The 21,238-nt window shown below is 38.9% G+C and carries 20 protein-coding genes; 12 read left to right on the top strand and 8 right to left on the bottom strand.

The annotated features are described in order from the left end of the window. Positions 1-341: 341 nt before the first annotated feature. Positions 342-1,673 carry a recombinase family protein gene (locus tag PLEUR7319_RS0108570; RefSeq protein WP_019504807.1) on the bottom strand — a complete coding sequence of 444 codons (1,332 nt, stop codon included), beginning with the start codon at positions 1,671-1,673 and terminating at the stop codon, positions 342-344. A gap of 164 nt (positions 1,674-1,837) precedes the next feature. Between PLEUR7319_RS0108570 and PLEUR7319_RS0108575 the strand changes: the two genes are divergently transcribed. The 3 genes from PLEUR7319_RS0108575 to PLEUR7319_RS0108585 all read left to right on the top strand — a co-directional run bounded on the left by PLEUR7319_RS0108575 (position 1,838) and on the right by PLEUR7319_RS0108585 (position 4,280). Beyond that, positions 1,838-2,413, top strand: a complete 576-nt coding sequence (locus PLEUR7319_RS0108575; RefSeq protein WP_019504808.1) for a hypothetical protein — start codon at positions 1,838-1,840, stop codon at positions 2,411-2,413. 27 nt (positions 2,414-2,440) lie between these two features. Then, positions 2,441-3,271 carry an SDR family oxidoreductase gene (locus tag PLEUR7319_RS0108580; RefSeq protein ID WP_019504809.1) on the top strand — a complete coding sequence of 277 codons (831 nt, stop codon included), beginning with the start codon at positions 2,441-2,443 and terminating at the stop codon, positions 3,269-3,271. 223 nt (positions 3,272-3,494) lie between these two features. Further along, positions 3,495-4,280: an HAD family hydrolase gene (locus tag PLEUR7319_RS0108585; RefSeq protein ID WP_019504810.1), complete on the top strand. Its 786-nt coding sequence runs from the start codon at positions 3,495-3,497 to the stop codon at positions 4,278-4,280. A gap of 23 nt (positions 4,281-4,303) precedes the next feature. Here the strand turns inward: PLEUR7319_RS0108585 and PLEUR7319_RS0108590 are convergent, their stop codons facing one another. Then, on the bottom strand, positions 4,304-4,756 hold the full coding sequence (locus PLEUR7319_RS0108590; RefSeq protein WP_019504811.1) for a hypothetical protein: 453 nt from the start codon (positions 4,754-4,756) through the stop codon (positions 4,304-4,306). 308 nt (positions 4,757-5,064) lie between these two features. On the opposite strand from PLEUR7319_RS0108590, the gene PLEUR7319_RS0108595 reads away from it, so the two are divergent. Then, on the top strand, positions 5,065-6,786 hold the full coding sequence (locus PLEUR7319_RS0108595) for a TrkA family potassium uptake protein (protein ID WP_019504812.1): 1,722 nt from the start codon (positions 5,065-5,067) through the stop codon (positions 6,784-6,786). Between the two features lie 7 nt (positions 6,787-6,793). Here PLEUR7319_RS0108595 and PLEUR7319_RS37930 read toward each other — a convergent pair whose 3' ends face one another. Then, on the bottom strand, positions 6,794-7,543 hold the full coding sequence (locus PLEUR7319_RS37930) for a response regulator transcription factor (RefSeq protein WP_019504813.1): 750 nt from the start codon (positions 7,541-7,543) through the stop codon (positions 6,794-6,796). Between the two features lie 382 nt (positions 7,544-7,925). After that, on the bottom strand, positions 7,926-9,101 hold the full coding sequence (locus PLEUR7319_RS34640) for an ATP-binding protein (RefSeq protein ID WP_019504814.1): 1,176 nt from the start codon (positions 9,099-9,101) through the stop codon (positions 7,926-7,928). A gap of 333 nt (positions 9,102-9,434) precedes the next feature. Here PLEUR7319_RS34640 and PLEUR7319_RS0108610 point away from each other — a divergent pair, with 333 nt between their 5' ends. The 3 genes from PLEUR7319_RS0108610 to PLEUR7319_RS41960 all read left to right on the top strand — a co-directional run bounded on the left by PLEUR7319_RS0108610 (position 9,435) and on the right by PLEUR7319_RS41960 (position 11,556). Further along, positions 9,435-10,841 (top strand): aspartate ammonia-lyase, encoded by a 1,407-nt coding sequence (locus PLEUR7319_RS0108610; protein WP_019504815.1) that lies wholly within the window; start codon positions 9,435-9,437, stop codon positions 10,839-10,841. A gap of 133 nt (positions 10,842-10,974) precedes the next feature. After that, positions 10,975-11,238: a hypothetical protein gene (locus PLEUR7319_RS41955; RefSeq protein ID WP_202804224.1), complete on the top strand. Its 264-nt coding sequence runs from the start codon at positions 10,975-10,977 to the stop codon at positions 11,236-11,238. 102 nt (positions 11,239-11,340) lie between these two features. Further along, positions 11,341-11,556, top strand: coding sequence for a hypothetical protein (locus PLEUR7319_RS41960; RefSeq protein ID WP_019504817.1), 216 nt, complete (start codon positions 11,341-11,343; stop codon positions 11,554-11,556). A 114-nt stretch (positions 11,557-11,670) separates the two neighbouring features. Here the strand turns inward: PLEUR7319_RS41960 and PLEUR7319_RS43090 are convergent, their stop codons facing one another. After that, positions 11,671-11,793: a hypothetical protein gene (locus PLEUR7319_RS43090; RefSeq protein WP_256380629.1), complete on the bottom strand. Its 123-nt coding sequence runs from the start codon at positions 11,791-11,793 to the stop codon at positions 11,671-11,673. 661 nt (positions 11,794-12,454) lie between these two features. Then, positions 12,455-13,630 carry an RNA-guided endonuclease TnpB family protein gene (locus PLEUR7319_RS0108630; RefSeq protein ID WP_019504819.1) on the bottom strand — a complete coding sequence of 392 codons (1,176 nt, stop codon included), beginning with the start codon at positions 13,628-13,630 and terminating at the stop codon, positions 12,455-12,457. Positions 13,631-14,151: 521 nt separating this feature from the next. Here PLEUR7319_RS0108630 and PLEUR7319_RS34645 point away from each other — a divergent pair. Together PLEUR7319_RS34645 and PLEUR7319_RS34650 are read left to right on the top strand one after the other, a co-directional pair. Further along, on the top strand, positions 14,152-14,973 hold the full coding sequence (locus PLEUR7319_RS34645) for a hypothetical protein (RefSeq protein ID WP_019504821.1): 822 nt from the start codon (positions 14,152-14,154) through the stop codon (positions 14,971-14,973). A 168-nt stretch (positions 14,974-15,141) separates the two neighbouring features. Further along, positions 15,142-15,717 (top strand): peptidylprolyl isomerase, encoded by a 576-nt coding sequence (locus PLEUR7319_RS34650; RefSeq protein WP_051044414.1) that lies wholly within the window; start codon positions 15,142-15,144, stop codon positions 15,715-15,717. Here PLEUR7319_RS34650 and tnpA read toward each other — a convergent pair. Continuing rightward, positions 15,649-16,137 carry an IS200/IS605 family transposase gene (tnpA, locus tag PLEUR7319_RS39240; RefSeq protein ID WP_019504823.1) on the bottom strand — a complete coding sequence of 163 codons (489 nt, stop codon included), beginning with the start codon at positions 16,135-16,137 and terminating at the stop codon, positions 15,649-15,651. The two genes, PLEUR7319_RS34650 and tnpA, sit on opposite strands and share 69 nt — an antisense overlap. A 56-nt stretch (positions 16,138-16,193) precedes the next feature. On the opposite strand from tnpA, the gene PLEUR7319_RS0108650 reads away from it, so the two are divergent. Together PLEUR7319_RS0108650 and PLEUR7319_RS0108655 are read left to right on the top strand one after the other, a co-directional pair. Next, a complete protein-coding gene (locus PLEUR7319_RS0108650; protein WP_026102398.1) occupies positions 16,194-17,585 on the top strand; it encodes an RNA-guided endonuclease TnpB family protein in 1,392 nt (463 codons plus the stop codon). Positions 17,586-17,611: 26 nt separating this feature from the next. Then, entirely contained in the window at positions 17,612-17,803 is a 192-nt protein-coding gene (locus PLEUR7319_RS0108655) for a hypothetical protein (protein ID WP_019504825.1), read from the top strand. Between the two features lie 275 nt (positions 17,804-18,078). Here PLEUR7319_RS0108655 and PLEUR7319_RS0108660 read toward each other — a convergent pair whose 3' ends face one another. Continuing rightward, complete coding sequence (locus tag PLEUR7319_RS0108660) at positions 18,079-19,542, bottom strand: GMC family oxidoreductase (protein WP_019504826.1); 1,464 nt, start codon at positions 19,540-19,542, stop codon at positions 18,079-18,081. Between the two features lie 283 nt (positions 19,543-19,825). Between PLEUR7319_RS0108660 and PLEUR7319_RS0108665 the strand changes: the two genes are divergently transcribed. Further along, positions 19,826-21,187 (top strand): mechanosensitive ion channel family protein, encoded by a 1,362-nt coding sequence (locus tag PLEUR7319_RS0108665; protein ID WP_019504827.1) that lies wholly within the window; start codon positions 19,826-19,828, stop codon positions 21,185-21,187. The last annotated feature ends 51 nt before the right edge of the window (positions 21,188-21,238 follow it).

Here is a 21,238-nt window from a genome sequence, read left to right on the forward strand (position 1 = left end):
CGGTTGAATACTTAAATTAAGAATGAGGTCAAGTAATAAGTAACAAGTAATAAGTTTTTTAGGTCTGCAATAAGCCTGTTTATTTCAATTAATTATCCGTACTTGATATTAAAAGGGCATATAGCTGCGATATTAAATGATTTTACAAGTTAGAACCAGAAGGGTTCACAAGTAACAAGTAGGAAGTAGCAAGTAATATAGCTGCCTTCGGAGCGGGGTAATACAATCAAAGATATAAACAAGGCAACATTACTTTTTGTATTATCTAACTTTCAGCTTGTTGGTGAAAGTTAATGATCGTGACTAATTTCTAATTATATATTCTTTTAAGTCGACAAGGTTTAAAAAATGAACCTTAAATTCAACTTCCACAATTGAGAATTTTCACGAATAATCTCAACTTGTTTAATAAATTCCCGAAAATAAAAACGTCTTTCTGATTCTGATAAATCCAACCAAAATTGCGGTAGAGAAACATCCTTGGCGATCGCTTGTAAATTACCAGGAGGAAGTTGAGCAATTTTTTTTTCTAATTGGGATATTTCAGTGCGCAATTTATAGTTACGAATAGCGGCGGTTTCTTGGTCTAAAATTCCAGTTTTAAGTAGTGTTGGTAGCTGATTAATAATGTCCTGTTTCTGTTTTACTTTGGTTTTTAATGCACCTTCAAGAGCAGTTTTATCAGGTAAATTTAGTTGAGCAACAGCTAGAGGAAGCTCTGCACAGATCTTTTCAATAGTCTGGGTTAAAACTTCAGGGTAAGCAATTGCTTTGCATTTAGGATTTTGAGGACAACTATGACAACGCAAGTATAAATATTCAGTATTCTTTTTATATCTGGTTACACGAGTAATATTCATAGTTAACTGGCATTGTTGACAAATAACTAAACCTGCTAGAGAGCGTGGAGCACTAGCCGTTCTCGGTGGTAGAAGACTATTGCGTCGTAACAGACGATCTATTTGTGCTGCTTCTTCTCGGTTAATAATCGGTGTGTGGGTATTAGAAATTAAGTCTTTATTTTTGTACTTTAAATCTCCTCGATATACAGGATTAATTAACCAATTACGACCAGTAGAAGGAGAGATTTTTTTCCCATATCGTTTCTCTAAATATCTGACTGCACCTCGTAAAGAACCAAACAATAAAAATCTTTCAAAAAAGTCTTTGACCACAGGAGCAGTACTTTTATCAATGATATATTTATCCTGACCCCTTCGATATCCATAAGGAGCTTTTCCTGGGGGGGGAAGGATCTTGAGACGATTGCGAGCATGTCCTTGTTTCAAACGAATACTCTGACTACTGACTTGTATTTGCTGCAGTAATCTGCTTAAATTAAGCTTAAGATCGTTATTATAAGTAAAATCGAAGTTACTAGCTTGCTCCCATTGAAAAGAATTGTAATCTTGTTCTGTGGCGATAATTTTAATTCCTAAAGACTCTAGTTGAGCAAGGCGATCGCTAATTATACTAATATTTTTACCCAATTCATCTAAACGACGAATTAATAAAAAATCGGGCTTGTCTTGTTGGCAGTCTGCAATCAATTGTTCCAACTGTTCATGCTTACCAAAATCTTGATAAACCTGGTTTATTTCTAAGCCCCATATTTCCTGATTTGGGGCTACTTCTAATAAAGGATCACTATATAAGTAGGCAATGATTTTCATGTTTTTAAATATTGATTTAATTAGTTGCCTAATTAAGATGAAATAGATTCAAATCTATAATTTAATGATGTTTATCTGGAAATTATGGTTTTAAGTAATAATTAAATTTAATTTTTTGTGTTGATCTACTGTTAAATTTAGTTGATAAACGAGGAGTACATCTAATGGAATTACATCAAAGGACATTATTGGAAAAAAGAAGTTTTTTTCTATTACCTAATAAGATCAAACTTTATCTCAAAGATCCTGAGGGCGAACATGAAAATCATATCTCCTACGAAAACCTCAGAGGAGAGGTACAAATTCACTCTCGTAGAAATCCTCAATTGCTTTTTCTCGCAATATCAGCAGCTAGCTTTGCTGTTGGTGTTTTTTTTCATTGCCTGCTAGTCAATCAAAGATGCGACTATGTTTTCATTCCGATGATCGCGGCAACGTTATTGGCTACTTTCTACCAAATTAAGAAACAAAACTATATTATAGTAGAAACTTTCGACCGTAGAAAAGTTATTTTTCTCAAAGATCGACCAAATCGACGAACATTAGAGGTATTTTTGAATCAGCTTTGGTTACATCGCAAAAAATACTTAAGAGATAAATACTTTTATATTAATCATAATCACGACCTTACCCAACAAACAGAGCGACTCAAATGGTTATTGGAACAAAATGTGATTACTAAAGCTGAATTCAAGTCTGCTCAAGAAGACTGGATTATTGATAAATCATATCAATCTTAAGATGATTATAATAACTCCAAACAAACAATGAAAATTACAATTATTGGCTGTGGATATGTTGGCAGCGCAGTTGCTCGTTTGTGGCACGAAGCAGGTGATGATGTCACCGTTACGACAACTAGTCCAGATAAAAAAGAACAGCTCAAGGCGATCGCTTCTGAAGTTGCTATATTAAGCGGAAACGATCTCGTTGGTTTAAAACAGGTGCTGGCAGACCGCGATCTAGTACTTCTAAGCGTTGGAGCCAAACAACGCACTCCAGAAGCTTATCGCCGAGCATATCTGGAAACTGCTCAAAATGTTGTGAGTGCTATTCGTGCTACTAATAGTGTTCAACAGCTGATATACACTAGTAGTTATGGCATTTTAGGCAATAAAAGTGGAGCAGTAATTGATGAAACCACTTCGGTCAACCCCATTACTGAGGGTAGCAAAATTATGTATCAGACTGAGCAGGTTTTATTGTCGGTTCCAGAGTCAGAATTTAAGACCTGTGTTTTTCGCTTATCAGGTATTTATGGCAGAGGAAGAGAGCTAATTAAAATATTTAAGCGTAGAGCTGGAACAACCCAACCAGGAACAGGAGCAGATTATACCAACTGGGTTAATTTAGATGATATTGTACAGGCGATCGCTTTTGCCCGAGAGCAGCAGCTACAAGGAATTTACAATCTGAATAGCGATCAAGTTCTAACTACCAAAGAATTTTTCCAGAATTTATTTCAAGTTCATAATTTATCTCCGATTACATGGGATAGCTCTCAAGCTTCAACTCGCCCCTATAATATGATACTTTCTAACCAAAAACTAAAAGATGCTGGATTTAAACTAACTTATCCTCAAATTCAATTCCAATAAAGCGGCAAAGCCGCAGCTATAAGCTATTTATTTACTTAAATCCTGTACCATATCTGAAAGTGTCCCTAAGGGGATACACTTCGATATATCCTTTAGGACAAGGGCACAATGTAACATCAAGCGGTATAAGCCTTCGGCATGGCTTCGCTACGAGATAAATTTTAAAGCTTAGAGCTAAAGGCTTAGAGCTTAGAGCTTTTTTGAAAAATCCTCTTAATTATTTATGAATTTAACATCGCCTAATATTTTGGCATTAGACTTTGATGGTGTAATTTGTGATGGCTTGATTGAGTATTTTGCCAGTACCAAAAGAGCTTATCAACAAATATGGCAACAAGAACAGATTGATGATCGCCTGGCGCCAATTTTTTATCGATTGCGTCCGGTAATTGAGACGGGCTGGGAAATGCCTATATTGCTGAGGGCATTGATTTTAGGGATTACTGAAACTGAAATCTTAAACGCTTGGAAGGCGATCGCTTTCCAGATATTGGAATCGGAAGGTTTAGATAAGTCTTTTGTAGTCCAGAAGCTTGATGGAGTTAGAGATAGCTGGATCAATAATGATTTGGATGAATGGTTAAGCTTGCATCGTTTTTATCCTGGTGTAATTGAACGGCTACAACAAATTATTAATTCTGTAGTAGAAATATATATCGTCACCACTAAAGAAGGTCGTTTTGTCAGACAACTACTGCAACAACAAGGAATCGATTTACCCATAGCTCAAATTATTGGCAAGGAAAGTAAACGGTCTAAATATGAAACTCTAAGAATTATTAGAGATAAACATCAAAAAATAGGAGCAGATCTGAGTATTTTCTTTGTTGAAGATCGCATTAAAGCTTTACAGCAGGTTGCCCAACAGACTGACTTAGAGTTGGTTAACTTGTTTTTAGCTGACTGGGGTTACAATCTAGAAGGCGATCGCAACCTAGCACGAAAAGACCAAAGAATACAGCTACTATCTTTGGAACAGTTTAGCCAAGGTTTTATAGCTTGGGGATAAAAACAATAGATTAATCAAATAATTTATTTAATTGCGATCGCTGCTGCTTTTTCTTCCAGATTTTTCAAACTTAATTTGGCTTTTTCCAGGTCATAGGGGAAAGGTTTACCTACTGGCTGATAATCTCTGGGATGAGGTTCGCCATGACGCAAGACAGCATTGACTAGCAAACAATCTTGGTCATCAAAATTGATTGAACCGTGTAAAACTCCTGGCGGAATAGTTGCAACTTGAGGTACTTTCTCGCTCAGAGGAATATATTGATATTTTCTATCATATAAAACTACTAAAACAAAACTTCCCCTAACTATCAATAGTTGATCGGTCTGATGTTTGTGAACAAATAGATCGTCTACAGAGTGAGCTGGTACCTTGACTAACATAGTTTCATCACTGGATTGAGGCGTATAAAATTCTGCCATCCCTCCCTGAATAGATTCAATAGCTTTGAGAGTTACACCTTTGATGAGTCCCATAATTTTTCTAGCTATGTCCAACTAAATGATTAATAATCAAAAGTCTATTTACCGTTCTGTAAATAAAGGTAACGAATCTGGCTAATTATGGCAAATAAATATTGACAACAAAAAGATTTTAGTATCTAAATACACAAATATTTTTTGATGCCATAGTGACCAGACAAAATATCCTGGATCTTGAAATATTTTAGTTACAACAAAAAATACTTAAAAACTAGTATGCTTTTATACAGCAAATACTATATCCATTACGTCATGATAAATATTCTATGGCTGATGTCTTTTAAAACCCCGATGAAAGTTTTATGCAATCCAAAATTATTGTTTGTGGCTTAGGACGCACTGGGGCAAAAATTTATAGCTTACTGAAACAACAGGGAGCAGAGGTAGTAGGAATTAGTCACTGTCCCTTAAATAATCTGCCAGCCAGTGAACAAATCATAATAGGCGATCCACGAGCAAATACAACATTAATTCAAGCCGGAATTAGACGTGCTAAAACCTTAGTTTTAGTTCATGATGATGATGCTCTAAACCTAGCTATTTTGACTCAAGCAAGAATCTTAAATCCACGAATTAGAATTATTAACCGTTTGCTTAATCGAACCCTAGGTGAACGTCTAGATCTCACATTACCCGATCACTTTTCCATGAGCGTGGCAGCTCTTTCAGCGCCACTGTTTACCTTTGCAGCTTTGGGTAATAAAGCGATCGGGCAATTAGAACTATTTAATCGTACTTGGCCAATACAGGAAGAAGTTATCGATTCTGAGCATCCCTGGATGGGCATGCGTCTTAAGGAATTATGGGACGATCCCAACCGAATGTTAATTTACTATCTGCCAGCTACGGGTGAAATTGATCTGGTTTCAGCAATTGTGCAACACAGTTGTTTACAACTTGGAGACCGCCTCATTGTCGGAACTAAACCGAAGGTTTATACTAAGCGTCATTCTTGGCGACAGAAATTACTGAAAGCGATTTACAATATTCCGCGTTATCAGCGATATGCTCGTCCTGTAACTTTAGTCAGTCTGGCTTTATTAGGGGTCATCAGTCTGGCAACTCTCATTTATGTCAGTATTAATCTCCAGACTTCGATCGCCGATGCACTTTATTTTTCCGTGGGTATGATTACTGGTGCAGGCGGAAAAGAGGAGGTAGCAGAGGCAGCTCCCGATCAGATAAAGATATTTACTGCTGTAATGATGATCGTTGGCGCAGGGGTTATCGGTATTTGTTATGCACTAATCAATGACTTTGTACTAGGTAGTCGCTTTCGGCAAACAATAGACGCGGCTAGAATACCCAGACAGAATCATCATGTAGTTTGTGGTTTGGGTGGTGTTGGGATGCAAATAGCTCGACAGTTGCATTCTCAGGGCTACGAAGTAGTAGTTATTGAATCCGATCCCAATAATCGATTTTTGCACTCTACCCGTTCTCGGGGAATTCCTATTATTGTTGAAGATGCTAGTATGTCTTCTACCCTCAAAGCGGTAAATATTAAACGAGCTGCAAGTTTAATTGCCGTTACTAGTCAAGATACAGCTAATCTAGAAATCACCTTAACTGCCAAGGCTTTGTCACCCTACTTAAAAACGATAGTTCGTAGTAGCGATCCCCAATTTGCTCAATCAATGCAAGAAGTATTTGAGTTTGATCGAGTTTTATCTCCAGTGGAATTAGCAACTCATTCTTTCGTTGCTGCTGCCTTGGGTGGTCGTATTTTGGGAAATGGTATGACTCAGGATTTATTGTGGGTCGCATTGGCAACCATGATTACTCCTAAGCATCCTTTTTGTGGTCATTCTGTTCAGAAAGCAGCTATCAAGGCAGATTTCGTTCCTCTCTATATCGAGAGACACAATCAAACTCTACACGGCTGGCAGTTACTAGAAACTCGGCTTCAGCCCCAAGATATTTTATATCTTACTATGCCTGCTAGTGGTTTAGAGCAGTTGTGGCGCAATTCTTCTCCAGATGATTTGATTCTAGATCGTTTAGAGGATAGTTTTACTACTTAATTATCACTTATATTAATTTGGAAAAAGCAACGAAGATAATTATTCCTAATAAAACCAGAATACTAGCTAATTGAATTGTAAATAAGTATTGAACACTTTGCTCTAATCGCTCTTGATTATGTTTCATGCGATCAACTTTATACTGCAAATTGGAATCGTGTTCGCCTATTAATGTCATTTCCTTCTGTAATAATTGATCTACTTTTTGTATAATTTTTTCCTCAAGATCATCATCATTAATCTGAATGTTTTCCAGTTTATGCCCTAGCTTTTTATATGATTTATATAAATAATTAACTTTTTTACCTATCTCGAAAAGAGAATTAGAATCTGGGTTGGATCTAATAATTTTTTGGAGATATTTTTCAGTTAACTCTATACTGAGTTGAAAATAGCCTTGGTTAACGTTGAAAATTGCATTTTTAAGTTCTTGAGCCGTAGTCGTTTTGAGCAAATATCCCTTAGCTCCATTTTTTAATGCTTGACTCAAATGATGTTCGTTATCATGAACAGTTAAAATTAAAACCTTAGTCGTCAGAAATTTTTCAGTGATAATTTTTGTGGCTGCTAAACCATCTATCTTAGGCATCTCAACGTCCATTAACACTATATCAGGCTGTAGATTAGCAGTTTTCTCAATCGCTTCCTGACCATTTTCAGCAAAACCGACTATCTTAATTTCATTTTCAGGTTTCAAATATCCTTCTACCAATCTATGAATCAGATTTTGATCGTCAGCAACAAGAACGTTAATCATGCAAATTACGTCACAATATAATAATCGATATCGCTTAATTTAATTAGGTTTAATTTTATCCTGTGTGAGCGAGAAGACTCCTTCCTTCAGGTAGAGAAGTGTCAATGATTTAGTATACCTAAAAAAACCCTATCTCCCTATTTCCCTATCTCTCATGTATCTTTGATCGGGATGAAATGGTCTTCTACTCATTGATAAGTGAAATCTTTAGTAACTGATGTTACGCACTAATTAATCTGTCAAGGCTGGGAAAAAGTTAAAGGGGAAGGGTTAAAGGGAACATTGTTCTGTATTTTATCGATTATTAAAATCATTGATTTCTCGTTGTACTGCGTAACGTCAGTTAGTAATTAAACTATCTTCCATAGTAGGTTGAAAATATCTATCGTTTCATTCCAGCATTTGTCTGTGGCGAGAAAGCATTAATAGGTATAGTGAAATAGAATGTAGAGCCTTTACCTAAAGTCGATTCTACCCAGATTTCCCCTCCATAACGTTCCACAATTTTCTGACATATCGATAAACCGATACCTGTACCCGAATAGATGTCTTCAGGGTGAAGTTTTTTGAAAACTTGAAAAATTTGTAATTGAAATTCTGCTGCAATACCAATGCCATTATCCGCTATAGCGAACAACCATTTTTGTTGCTGTTTACTTACAGAAATAGCGATCTCCGGTGAGCGATCGCCACAAAACTTGATCGCATTTTCCAGTAAATTTTGCAACAACTGGGTAATTTCAGTGGGATTAATTAGTAATTCGGGTAAACTTCCTGCTGTTATCTTGGCGTGAGATTTGGCGATCGCCGAATGTAAGTTTTCAGTGACTTGATGCAACACTTGGTTGAGATCGACCATTACCCAGGTTTGTTCACTTTTACCTGCACGAGAATAAGCAAGTAAGTTGGCAATTAATGTTTGCATTCGTGATCCACTCTTGCTGATCCGCTCAAGATACTTTTTGGCACCTTCGTTTAAGTCATCTTGGTATTCTCGAACCAATAACTCCGTAAACATAGTCAAAGAGCGTAATGGTGCTTGTAGATCATGAGAGACTAATGCCGCAAAACTCTCTAAATCTCGCTCCGAGTCAGGTAGATGAGAATTTGCTACTTCTAACTGATAATTTGAGATGAGCGAATCTTGATTATTAGAACTTGTTGTCTCGGCTATTAATTGTGAACGTGTTTTAATAAGATTAATAACATCTGCTGGTTCACTAACTTGAGCAATACAGTCAACGTTTTTCCAATTCAATTGTGCCACTTTATTGATAATATCTACTGAGGAATTGATTAAAATCAAAGATATTTGCTTTGTTTCGGGACTATTTTTTAATCTTTGACAAATTTCCCATCCTTTCATTTTGGACATCATAATATCCAAAATAATAAAGCTTGGTTGAGTTGATTTGGCAAATGTCCAACTATCTAGCTCATTTTGAACTACTAAAACAATGTATTCTGCTAACTGGAGAGCATTTAATAACTTGGATAAATCTTGTCTAGCATCTTTGACAACTAAAATTAATTTATCGCTAATACTGCCATTATTCATAGTAGTTAGTAGTGAATAAAACTCTAAATACCGCTTAGAATTTTTTGATATCCATTTTGAACGACTTAGTCTAAGTAAAATATAAAATCCCAACTAGTATAATTAACTTTGTACAATTCCAAATCAGTTATTATACTGATCTCAAGCAATTAACTTGCAACAAAAATAATTGTAATCAGATTTTTATCGGTAATAATACAGTAATTTTGCTGGTTTTTGTCGTTATAGTTGACTATAATTTCCAGAATTGACAATTAATTTTCCGTTTCTCTGCGTAAGTTTTAATAGTGTTGTATCTTGATTTGGGAAAAGAATAGCTGAAGAAAACTGAAGATGGTCAACAATTATCGTATTGAACAAGATTCGATGGGATCAAAGGAGATTCCAGCCAGTGTATATTACGGGATTCAAACCTTAAGAGCGACAGAAAATTTTCCGATTAGCGGTATCAAGCCTTTGGCAACTTATGTTGACGCTTGTATTCTCATCAAAAAAGCTACCGCGATCGCTAATAGAGAACTTGGTTGTATCAATCAAGATATTAGTCAGGCAATTGTTCAAGCCGCAGATGAAATTTTAGAGGGAAGTCTTCGAGATCAGTTTGTGGTCGATGTTTATCAGGCAGGGGCAGGCACATCCCACCACATGAACGTTAATGAAGTGTTGGCCAATCGGGCATTAGAAATTTTAGGGGAGGAAAAAGGTAACTACAAAAGAGTTAGCCCTAACGACCATGTCAATTATGGTCAGTCTACTAATGATGTCATTCCCACTGCGATTCGGATTGGAGCTTTGTTAGCTTTAGATCAAACTCTTTATCCCGCATTGGATAAGGCGATCGCTTCAGTACAGCAAAAAGCTGAGGAATTTCAAGACATTGTCAAATCTGGTCGAACCCATATGCAAGATGCCGTTCCTGTTCGCCTAGGAGAAGGCTTTAAAGCTTGGTCGCAAATTTTAATGGAGCATAAACGGAGAATTGAAGCTGCTGCTCAAGATCTCTATCAATTGGGTTTGGGTGGTAGTGCTACCGGGACTGGATTAAATACTCATCCTAACTATCGTCATCGGGTAGCAGAATTACTGGCAGAGTCAATCGGCAAACCTTTACAACCTGCACCCCATCTCATGGCAGCCATGCAGAGTATGAGTCCTTTTGTCAGCGTTTCTGGAAGCTTACGCAATTTAGCTCAAGACTTAGTTAAAATTTCCCATGATTTACGTTTGATGGATTCAGGTCCTCAAACAGGATTTAAAGAAATACAGTTACCAGCAGTGCAACCAGGATCATCCATTATGCCTGGTAAATACAACCCTGTAATGGCGGAAATGACCTCCATGGTCTGTTTTCAAGTTATGGGTTACGATACAGCGATCGCTTTTGCCGCACAAGCAGGACAGCTAGAGTTAAACGTGATGATGCCCTTGATTGCTTATGATCTGATCCATAGTATCGAGATCTTGGGAAATACTATTGATAGTCTCAGTAAACGCTGTTTGGCAGGAATTACGGCTCGTCGCGATCGCTGTTTGGCTTATGCTGAAGGAAGTCTTGCTTTGGTCACAGCTCTCAATACTCATATTGGTTATCTTAAAGCAGCAGAGGTGGCGAAAAAGTCATTAGAAACAGACAAATCGATTAGAGCGATCGTTTTGGAAGAGGGTTTAATGGATGAAAATCAATTGGCAGCAGTTCTCGATCTCGAAAAAATGAGTAACCTGCCAGAATCCAATAATTAGATATGATCTTATGAAGTCTCTCAGCCCTGATTGCCTGACACAAGCGCCTGAAAGTATTGAGATAGGGTAGAAAGAAAGAAAAGGTAGAGCATTCATGAGAAGCTGAAAATGAATAGTTTTAAGCTTCATATCCATGTCAAAATCTACCCCTCTTTATGATCGGCTAATGAGTTTGCTGAGTCAATACAGTAATTACCAAGATTTTCGTCATCTCAAAGCGTTAGCTTGGATGATAAATGCTCTCATCTGTAGCAGTAAGATCAACTTGAGTGAATGGGAATCTTATGTGATTAGTCGAGCCACTCAAGCACAGAGTACCGAACGGAGATGGCAGCGGTTTGTCCACAACAATCGAATCAAATTCAAATCGATCTACATACCTTTGAATTATTTTTAGATTCTAAATCTGGAGTTTTTCAATTAGAAAGTTCAAAAATTCGCGATTGGCTACGCCAGTGCCGAAGGCAATCGCAGAGCCCTTGAACGTCTGTATCTAGTTGTGGCACTAGCTCTTTTATTTGCTACCTCTCAGGGGATGGCGGTTCAACTAAAAGGACTTAGGACTCAAGTAGATCCTCATTGGAAGCGTGGAATTAGCTATTTAAAAATTGGTATTAGGTGGCTCAATGGAGTTTTGCATAAGGGTCGCGTTTTGCTGACTCCTGTTGCGTTATGTTCTCATATTCCTCAACTTTGCTTTGTGACGCGAAGCTAATCCTTTAGGGCTTCCAAAAAAGCTAAGAAGCAATACTATGATGCTATTTGGTTCAGTCGTATTCACGAAATTAAGTGCGCTACTAGTTAGTTTTTTGATAAATGTGTCAGGCAGTCAGCTCTCAGCCTTGTCTTGTGACGAGGACTGAGTATCTGGTAAGACACTCTTCTCGATTGAGACAGCTACTCGTATCCCAGAAAACCGTGCTTCTCGGTGAACAGCAGGGACTTTAGCCATACTGTTCCTCTAACTCATTTCTGGCTAGAGCTATTGAAACAAAATTCTTGTATTTAAACGAGGGGCGCCCGTTGTAGGAACCTCCCTTCGGGTTCAGCAGTTCTTACGGTTGCTCATGGGGCGGGGCTTATAAATGCCGCACCCACGGCAACAGCCCCTTGGAAACCCCCGCCCTCGACAGTTTGCTTATGCCGGGGAACCCCTTTGGGTTCAGCACTTTGCTCAAGTCGGCGGCAGTCGCTATAACGGGGGAAACCCCCCCAACGCAACTACTTCACCGCAACGGACTGGCTTGCCAACGAACTGCTTCACCGCCAACGCTTTGCCGCATGAATCGTGGGTTGGCATTTTGTTTTGAGTAGTTAACTTGATATTCATGTAATCTTTATATAACAAGGATTTCGAGTGTTGTACAATCGATTCAGAGCGTATGAATGGGATGCCAATATCCGAACATCGGTAGTAAAACAAAAACTGCGGAACGCAGCGGACGGCGCACAGCTTGAATGCATTCAAGCTTGCGTCCCGCCTAAAATTGGCAGAACCTTGACAATCAAATATAGGAAGTTGCAGCCAAGAAATAGTCTCAATTTGAAGTCTCGGTGGTTGCTTGACACTCCCCACGCATGAATGCGGGAGATTCTTGGTTCGTAGAAAAAACTTACCCTGACAAATTCTCATCAGCCAAGATAGAGGTTTCGTCTCCCCAAGCTTTAGATCCCGTGTGTCCCACGGTACTTAATCCTAAAGATAGGATGTTTCTAGCTGCATTTTCATCTCGGTCGAGAACACAGCCACACTTACACTTATGAGTTCTGGTGCTGAGAGTTTTAGTTACTTTAGCTCCGCAACCAGAGCAGTTAACAGAAGTATACTGCGGTGGTACGGCAACTGTTACTTTGCCAAACTTATAGCCAAAGTACTCTAACCACACTCTAAATTGATACCAGCCAGCGTCGGTTATCGACTTGGCAAGATTGTGATTTTTTACCATCTTGCCAATTCTTAAGTCTTCATAAGCGACTACATCGTTAGATGTGATTACGCACCGTGCCAATTTCACGGCATGGTCTTTACGTTGCCTACTTATCTTAAGATGCTTTAGGGCGTATCTTTTTCTCGCTTGGTGATAGTTCTTAGACTGTGGTTTTTTACTTTTGACGTACTTTTTAGACTTGCTTCGGTTTAAGCGATTGAGTGCTTTTTCACCTCTTCGATAAAACCGAGGATTCTCAATCTGATTCCCTTTGTCGTCGGTATAGAAATAGTTCAAGCCAACGTCTAAACCAATTTCAGAATAAGATGGTTCTACTCTTTCTCGGTTGTCGGCATCGACTAAAAACTGACCATAATAACCATCAGCACGTCTAACTATTCGTACTCGTTTGAATTGTTTGATATCGTACCAATTCAAATCTCTTGTACCTTTGAGCTTGACCCGACCGATATTATTCTGATCGGTGAAGGTTATCTGTTTTCTGTTTTCAGAAAGCTTCCAACCTGTAGTCTTATACTCGACCGAGCGAGAATGCTTCTGGAACTTAGGAAATCCCTTTTTTCCAGGAGTTTTATGTTTACAGTTTTGATAGAAACGAGATATTGCAGCCCAGGCTCGATCTGCACTGCTTTGTCTGGCCATTGAATTTAGCTTGTGAGCAAAGGGGAATTCAGCAGCTAGTACTTTACAGTATGCCGATAGCTGGTATTTTCCTACTCCTTTATTGTCCATCCAATATCGCAATGCTTTGTTGCGTATGAATTGTGCCGTTCTGATGGCTTCATCCATCGCATCGTATTGAGTTGGCTTGGCTTGTATCTTCATCTCTAGAACTAACATATTCTTATGCTATCATATAAGCATAAACTAACCCAGCAAGTGCTAGCCGTGCCTTATATCCCCATGTCTGAAGCCAGGGGCTTTACGGCACGAATCGGTAAAATGTTTCACCGCAACGCAACTGTCGAGGAAGGAATCATTTTGAAAACTGTACCCAGGGACGCTGGGGAACGGAAACCGCCTGCTGACAAGTCCGCGTCGCCTGTGCTTTGCCAGGCGTTTATGTCGGACGCAGCTTGCTGTCGGGGATGTATGGTGCTTGCATTGTTCATCTAGATAAGTACTACGCAGGAATACTTAGTCGCGAGTCTAGGGAAGCCCGCGTTGTAGGCTTTGTGTCAACGTCGGGAGAACGTCACACTTTAAAGTAAAGGTCCTAACCTGAATTTAACTGAGTTTTCCAAGTCATGAATTCTCCCGAAATATTGATTGAAACATTGAAAACGAAAGACAAAAAAAATTAAATTTTGTCTAAAGTCCAAAACAGCAACTAAAAAAGTAATTCGGGAGGAAAATCCAAAATGGAAGACCAAATTCAAGATTCATTAAGTCGTGAGAGCTCTGATTCGGTTAATCCCTTCACCAGTTCTACCAGTACCGAAAATGATAGCCTGGAAACCGGTATTGATAATGGTAGCTTTGAAACCGGAGATTTTATAAACTGGAGGACTATAGGTGACACCAGTGTCGAAACAGAGGATCTCGGGATTTTTCCCAGTGATGGAACTTACCAAGCACTACTGACTAATGGCTATAGTGATTCTGGTGGTTCAGTAGTAGATTCAGATCTAGAAGAATATTTCGATTTAGCACCTGGTTCTCTAGACGGTCTTGTTGAGGGTGATGCTACTGAAGGTTCTGGTATAAAACAAACATTTATCGCAGAAGCCGGTGATGTAATCAGTTTTGATTGGAACTTCTTGACTAATGAGTCCACACCAGATTTAACATTTAACGATACTGCATTTTTAACCGTCAATGGTATTACCTTAGAACTAGCAGACACTGGATCAGATTTTGTTGATGCGCCTGGTGTAGAAGGATTTGCCGAACAAACTGAGACTCAAAATTTGACGTTTTCCGTTGCCGAAGCTGGGGAATACACCATAGGCTTTGGTGTGGTAGATGTTAAAGATAATATTGTTGACTCTAGATTGATAATTGATAATATTCAACAAATTCCCCTCGCGCTCTTCGATAGTCCTCAGGGATTAGGCGTTGAGTCTGATGGGTCTGGCGTTAATTTAGTACTCGGACTAAATGGTTTTGAATCGGTCGATAGCAGTCCTATATCTGATTCTGAAACTAGTTTGGAGCCAGTTGATAGTGGTGAAGTTGTCTAAGATTGACACATTCTGCACTAAGCATTGAATTATTTGAGGAGGATAAACTAGCTAGAATGCCTCAACAGCCTCAAAAAATTCAATGCACCCATCAAAACGGTAAGGGTTTCCTCAGAATGAGCAAAATCATCAGATAAGGTGGCAACCCTTACCCAGGAGTTTTTATATATGACTACATGTTTACAAGTTGGCAACCAAACGATTACGGCTGACGCAATTATTTCTTTGTTAACAGACTATCAAATGTTAGCTAAATTATCCCGTGAAGTCTTGATCGACCAAGCTATTGAATCAATAAACTGTACAACCTCTGAAAAAGCTCAGGTTGTAGAGCAGTTATATCTGCAAAATGGATTGGCTTTGGATTTAGACCGTAAAGCTTGGCTTAAAAAGCATTGCCTCTCGCCAGAGCAAATAGAAGCGTTAACTACTCGTAAATTAAAAATTGAAAAATTTAAGCAAGCAACCTGGGGAGCCAAAATAGGATCTTACTTTGTTAATCGTAAAAAGCAGTTAGATAGAGTTGTCTTTTCTCTTATCCAAACCAATGACTTAGATCTGGCTCAAGAACTCTATTTTCGACTTCAAGAAGGTGAACAGTCTTTTGCTGAATTAGCTCAAGAATATTCTCAGGGGCCAGAATCTTCAACTGGTGGTTTAGTCAGTCCCACTGAGTTAGCTAGTTGGCGAGAAGCCCCACATCTCTATTACGACAGCAATGAGTGTGGGATGAATCGCCAGTAATAGACTAGCTATAGGAGAATCTTGATTTTCTATATATTTTCTCAGTGTTGAAATAGTAACTCCACCACATGACGCGAGAAAGTAGCTACTATTCCAAACCACTTTCTTTTTATAGTATGTTTTCTCTAGTTCTGGTAAAAATTCTTGCCTCAGCTTACGACTAGAAATACTTTTAAGGCTATTAACCAGTTTGCTTAATTGTATTTCTGGGTGGTATTGAAAAAGCAAGTGTGCGTGGTCACTCTCTGCGTTGAACTCAACGATTTTGCCGTCAAATTTATCCAACAAAGATTCCCAGATTTCATGAAGCCTATCTATCATTGGCGCAGTCAAAACTTTACGTCTGTATTTGGTTGTTAAAACTAAATGAGCTTTTAAATCAGATACAGAACGCCCTCTTGATACAAAATCTTTCTTCATGAATAGGTGGAGATAAATATGTTAATATCAGTGTATCAAAATAAACAACTCTAATTTTGCTATACAACTACCAGTACCGACTAAGACCAACTACAGAACAAAAGCTTGTCCTTAATGACTGGCTTCGTATCTGTCGGTACTGGTACAACCGCCAACTGAGAGAAAGGTTTGATTGGTGGTCGAAGAATCGTAGCTACACTGACCGATGCCCATTAATCTGTCATTTGCCACAGTTAAAAGAAAAACCTGAATATTATGGGCAAAAAAAGCAGCTACCAATAATCAAAAAAGATTTGGTTTCTGTTGGCTGGAGTGGTGAATTGTTGGACTTCAATTCTGTTCCCTCACAGACTCTGCAAGAGGTGTGCAAACGGGTGAAACTAGCTTTCAGTCGTTTCGTATCGGGAGACAAAAACGGTAAGCGTTCGGGCAAACCAAGATTCAAAACAAGCGTACGTTTCAGATCGATGGTTATGAGCGGGGTAAAGCTTCATTCTTGCTCTGTTGGTGGTAAATGGCTGCATATTAATTTGCCAAAAATAGGTATGGTCAAGGTGCGACATCATAGACAACTGGTTGATGGTGCAACATTAAAGCAAGCTCAGGTAATCAAGAAAGTCGATGGTTGGTACATCAACCTAAGATTACAAGACGATTCTGTTCCTGATTTCCAGCCCGATATTACTCCTACTTGGGATAACTCATTGGGCATGGACGCTGTTCTTCATGAAAATGACTATTTGGCTACGAGCGAAGGCGTTAAATTACCTAGTCTTAAGTCATTTCGGAAATCTCAAGGCAAACTAGCCAAGATTCAGGCGCGTAAATCTACAAAAAAACGAGGTAGTAAATCTCGTCGTAAGCTGGCGAAGCGCGAAGCCAAGCTACATCAGCAAATAGCGAGAGCTAGAAAAGATCATGCCTACAATACTGCCCAGGCTCTCCTTAATACTGGCAAAAAAGTTTTCTTTCATGAACAACTCAATCTTGCTGGGTTGAGTCGGAGGAATAAAGTTAAAACTGATGAGACGGGTAAGTTTTTACCTAATGGACAGTCAGCTAAATCAGGACTAAATAAGTCTTGGGCTGATGCTGCCTTTGGTCAGTTTTTCAACATACTGAAGTTCAAAGCCGAGAAAGCTGGTGCTTTGGTAATACCTGTTAATCCACAATACACATCTCAATTGCTGCCGTACAAAGATGAATTTGTTTTTACCGATTGCAGCATCAGAGAATATTGGGATGAAGAATATCAACTTTTGGTAGACCGAGACATCTCGGCTGGAATAAATACCAAGAGGGTTGGACTGGATGTGTTTCCAACTTTAAAACGGCGTAAAGGGAATCCAGTAATAGTCGCATCTACTACTAATAGTACCTTGAAGCAAGTTCTCTCTGTCCTTCGGGATTTGGAGAAGCCTACATCTGTACCCGAAGGGTCAGTGTAGGTACATCACGAAATTTACCTCCAGCTTTGGCTGAAATTCTGGCTACGAGCCAAGTAGGTCAAATTCGTCCTGTTTCCCATGGAGAATGGCAGATGATTGTGCGACTGGAAAAAGCGATTCCCGCTCAGTTGGATCGAGCGATGCGCCAACGACTAATGAACGAACTATTTGAACTTTGGCTTTCTAAGCAACTTAGCCAACTTCCCTGCAAGGTCTAGATATTGAACTTAAGATGCAATAACTATCAAAATTAGCTTTTATATTCTTGTATAGATTTTACAGAGAAGAACTGAATGCGTTTGTAGAATTGAAATAATCTTATTTAACGTGAGCGTCCAACTCTCGCAAGGAAGATGGAGAAGAGATTGTTGAGGCTCAGGGATGGATGATTAACGATCGCGGAAATATAGAGTTAATTGCTGATAAAACCGATTCCCATAGTTCTTCAGTACCACCAAAATATGACAAAATTTGCCATCAATCGAGCCTAAAATCAGACTAATATCTTGTCAGTCCCCTTATCAGCAATCATCATGGTTGCGGCTGCGGTATTTGCAGTTATTGGAAGTGGAAATACAGAAGCGTCAATTACGCGCAATCCTGAAGTGTTGCGCACCCTAAGTTCTGTATCCACTACAGAATTCTCGTCATTCCCCATTCTACAAGTCCCGCAATAGTGGTAGGTGGTATCGGCTGTTTCTTTGATGTAGCTTTCCAAATCTTCGTTGGGTTGGGGAGCAATTTGCCTCTCCCTCCATTGATTTAGCTTATTACCAATATCAATGCCTAACTGAAGTGCTATTTTACACTTCTGAAGATCCTCTGATACTGTCAGATACCCTGGGTCAATCAGAGGAGGATCAATAGGAACACTTGAGCGTAGGGTAACTTTCCCCTTACTTTTCAAGTGCATAATATTTGGCCATAACCAAAAAGAACGTTCTGGACCCAGAAAACCCTTCAGCGTACCAACTCCAACTGAGGATTCTATATCGATTATTGAACTACTATTTTCTGTAGAACCGAAAATAACAGCTGGAGCTAAGCTATAAGGGTAAATTGGTACATCTTTGGTTTGGGGAATAGAGAATCCGGCACTGACAAAAAGATCGTCGTGTAAGTTCTGGCCTACCTCTGAAATATTCGCAACGATAGGAATACTAAATTTTGCCAATTCGTTCTCGTCACCTATACCCGAAAGCATCAAGATTTTTGGACTTGAAATTGCACCTGCGCTTAAAATAATTTCATTTTGCACATAGGTACAATGTTTATTTTGGTCTTGGAAATATTCAATACCAATTGCTTTAGCATCTTGATCAAATAAGATTCTGGTTACAAAAGCCTGACTTAATACAGTTATGTTATCAGGTGGATTTGATAGATAAGTATTAAACGTGGTTTCTCGAAGAAGGTCGGATGAATTCTTAATATTGTTAAATTGAAATAAAGCGTATCCATATTGACTCTCACTATAATTGTAGTTGGGGTTTTCAGGCAAGCCGTACTCCTTAGCCGCAGCAAACAAGTCGTTGATGAAATTATCTGCTTCACCGATCAAAACTTTCATGGTTCGTTCTACATTTTCGAAGTATGGTAAAACATCACTCCATGACCAGCCGGATGCTAACTTCCCCCATTCATTAAAGTCAGAGCGGCTACCCCTCACATAAGCTGTGGCATTGTGCAGCGCACATCCACCTAAAACTTTTGCTTGGTGTAGCTTGATAATGCGATTATTTAAATTTGGTTGAGGTATCGACTGATATCCCTCCCAACCAATTTCTGGATACTTTTGTAAGACTTCAAACCAATCGCTTGGAAAATACATTTGCTCTGAATAAGGTAATCCCCCAGCCTCTATCAGGAGAATACTCATAGCTGAGTCTGAAGCAGCAAGTTTTGAGGCTACTATACTCCCAGCAGAACCAGCACCAATAACAATGTAATCATACATGGATTCAGCCTTATAATTTTGTGTTTTTGTTGTGCTTTTACCAACGTCAGTTTGATGAAGTCGAAAATTATCTAGTAAGAGCTGGGTAAAAGTTAAAGGGTTTCTTTCAGGTTAAGGATAAAAAGGTTTACGCAAGTAGTCAATTCCCTGTTTCCCTTTTCCCATTCTCCTTTTTCCTTATCAAACACCATAACTTAATTATCATCAATTAAAGATTACAAGAAGTAGGATTCCCGCAAGGATGCTAGAATTCTCACTCGCAAGGTGTTGGAGCGTTTATATAATGTCATACTTATTTTCTCTATTTTCTAGACAAGCTGGCAAAATCAGAATTTTTCGGAGATCTCGCTTTGGTTTGACAATTTTAGTGGCGATTACTTTCTCATTAAATATTGCACCTATTGCCTTAACACAAGATGAAGAGAGCATTCCTTTGTCTAGCGACCCTTCAGCAGTCGTTATTCCCGATGATGGACTATATTTTGCAGATGTCTTAGTGAGAAACCGCCCCATATTTCAAATTGGTAGTTTACCCCAAATTGATGCTAGCGCGAGAGCAGAGATTATCAATCGCCGTATAGCCAGTTTATTGTCACAAAATGAAAACCCAGAGCAAGTAGAAATTACACCCGATAATCCCCGTAAAATTGCCACTTTAAGAGTGAGAAATCGCATCCTAATGACCGTTACCCATCAAGACGCGGAAGATTTCGGTTTGAGTACGCAAAAATTAGCTGAGAGGTGGGCAAAACAGCTAGATACGGCATTTGAAAAACCACCGCTAGCGATCGATGTTACTCAACGTCTTTATACAACTACAAGGGAATTATTGCGCGATATCGTGGGTAATCTACCTTCTTTGGTAGGTGCGATTATTGTGATTGGAATTACTTGGGGAGTAGCGAAAGTTGTGCGCTATGGTGCATATACCTGGGCCAAACAAACAGAAGGGGATTCCAATACTGAGCTTTTAATCGGTAGACTTAGTTATGGTGGTGTTTGGATCATCGGTTTGGTAATTGCCTTGGGAGTCATGGGACTGGATTTTGGCGCGTTATTGGGGGCATTGGGTCTAACTAGTGTGGCAATTGGTTTTAGTCTCAAAGATGTGTTGAGTAACTATATTTCTGGAGTTATTTTACTAGCCGCTCGCCCGTTCCGGATTAACGATCAAGTTGTGATCGGAGAATATGAAGGCACAATTACGCAAATTCAACTTAGAGCGACAACCATGAAAACCTATGATGGGCGAGTAGTTTATATTCCCAATCAAGAAGTATTTCAAGCCAGCGTAATTAATAATACTGCTTCTCCACAAAGGAGAAGTTCCGTAATGGTAGGTATTGATTATGGAGAAGATCTTAGTCAGGCGATCGCTGTAATTATGCGGATACTAGAAAATATCGAAGAAGTTGAAAGCGAGCCCACACCAGATGTTTTAGTGAACGAACTTGCTGCTAGCACAGTAAATTTAGAAATTCGCTTTTGGGTAGACTCCCGTAGAGCGGGCTTTTTGGCTACTACTTCTAAAGTGGCTCAAGCAGTAAAAGAAGCTCTAGAAGCAGCTAATATTGATATGCCAACAGATATTTATACCCTTATTTTACGTGAAATGCCTACACAAATTCAGCTTAAAGAAAGCTAATATAGCCGTACATAGTTAGATTAAAACAAGTTTATTTGATTATTCGGTAAG

The organism is Pleurocapsa sp. PCC 7319 (assembly GCF_000332195.1).
Lineage (GTDB): Bacteria > Cyanobacteriota > Cyanobacteriia > Cyanobacteriales > Xenococcaceae > Waterburya.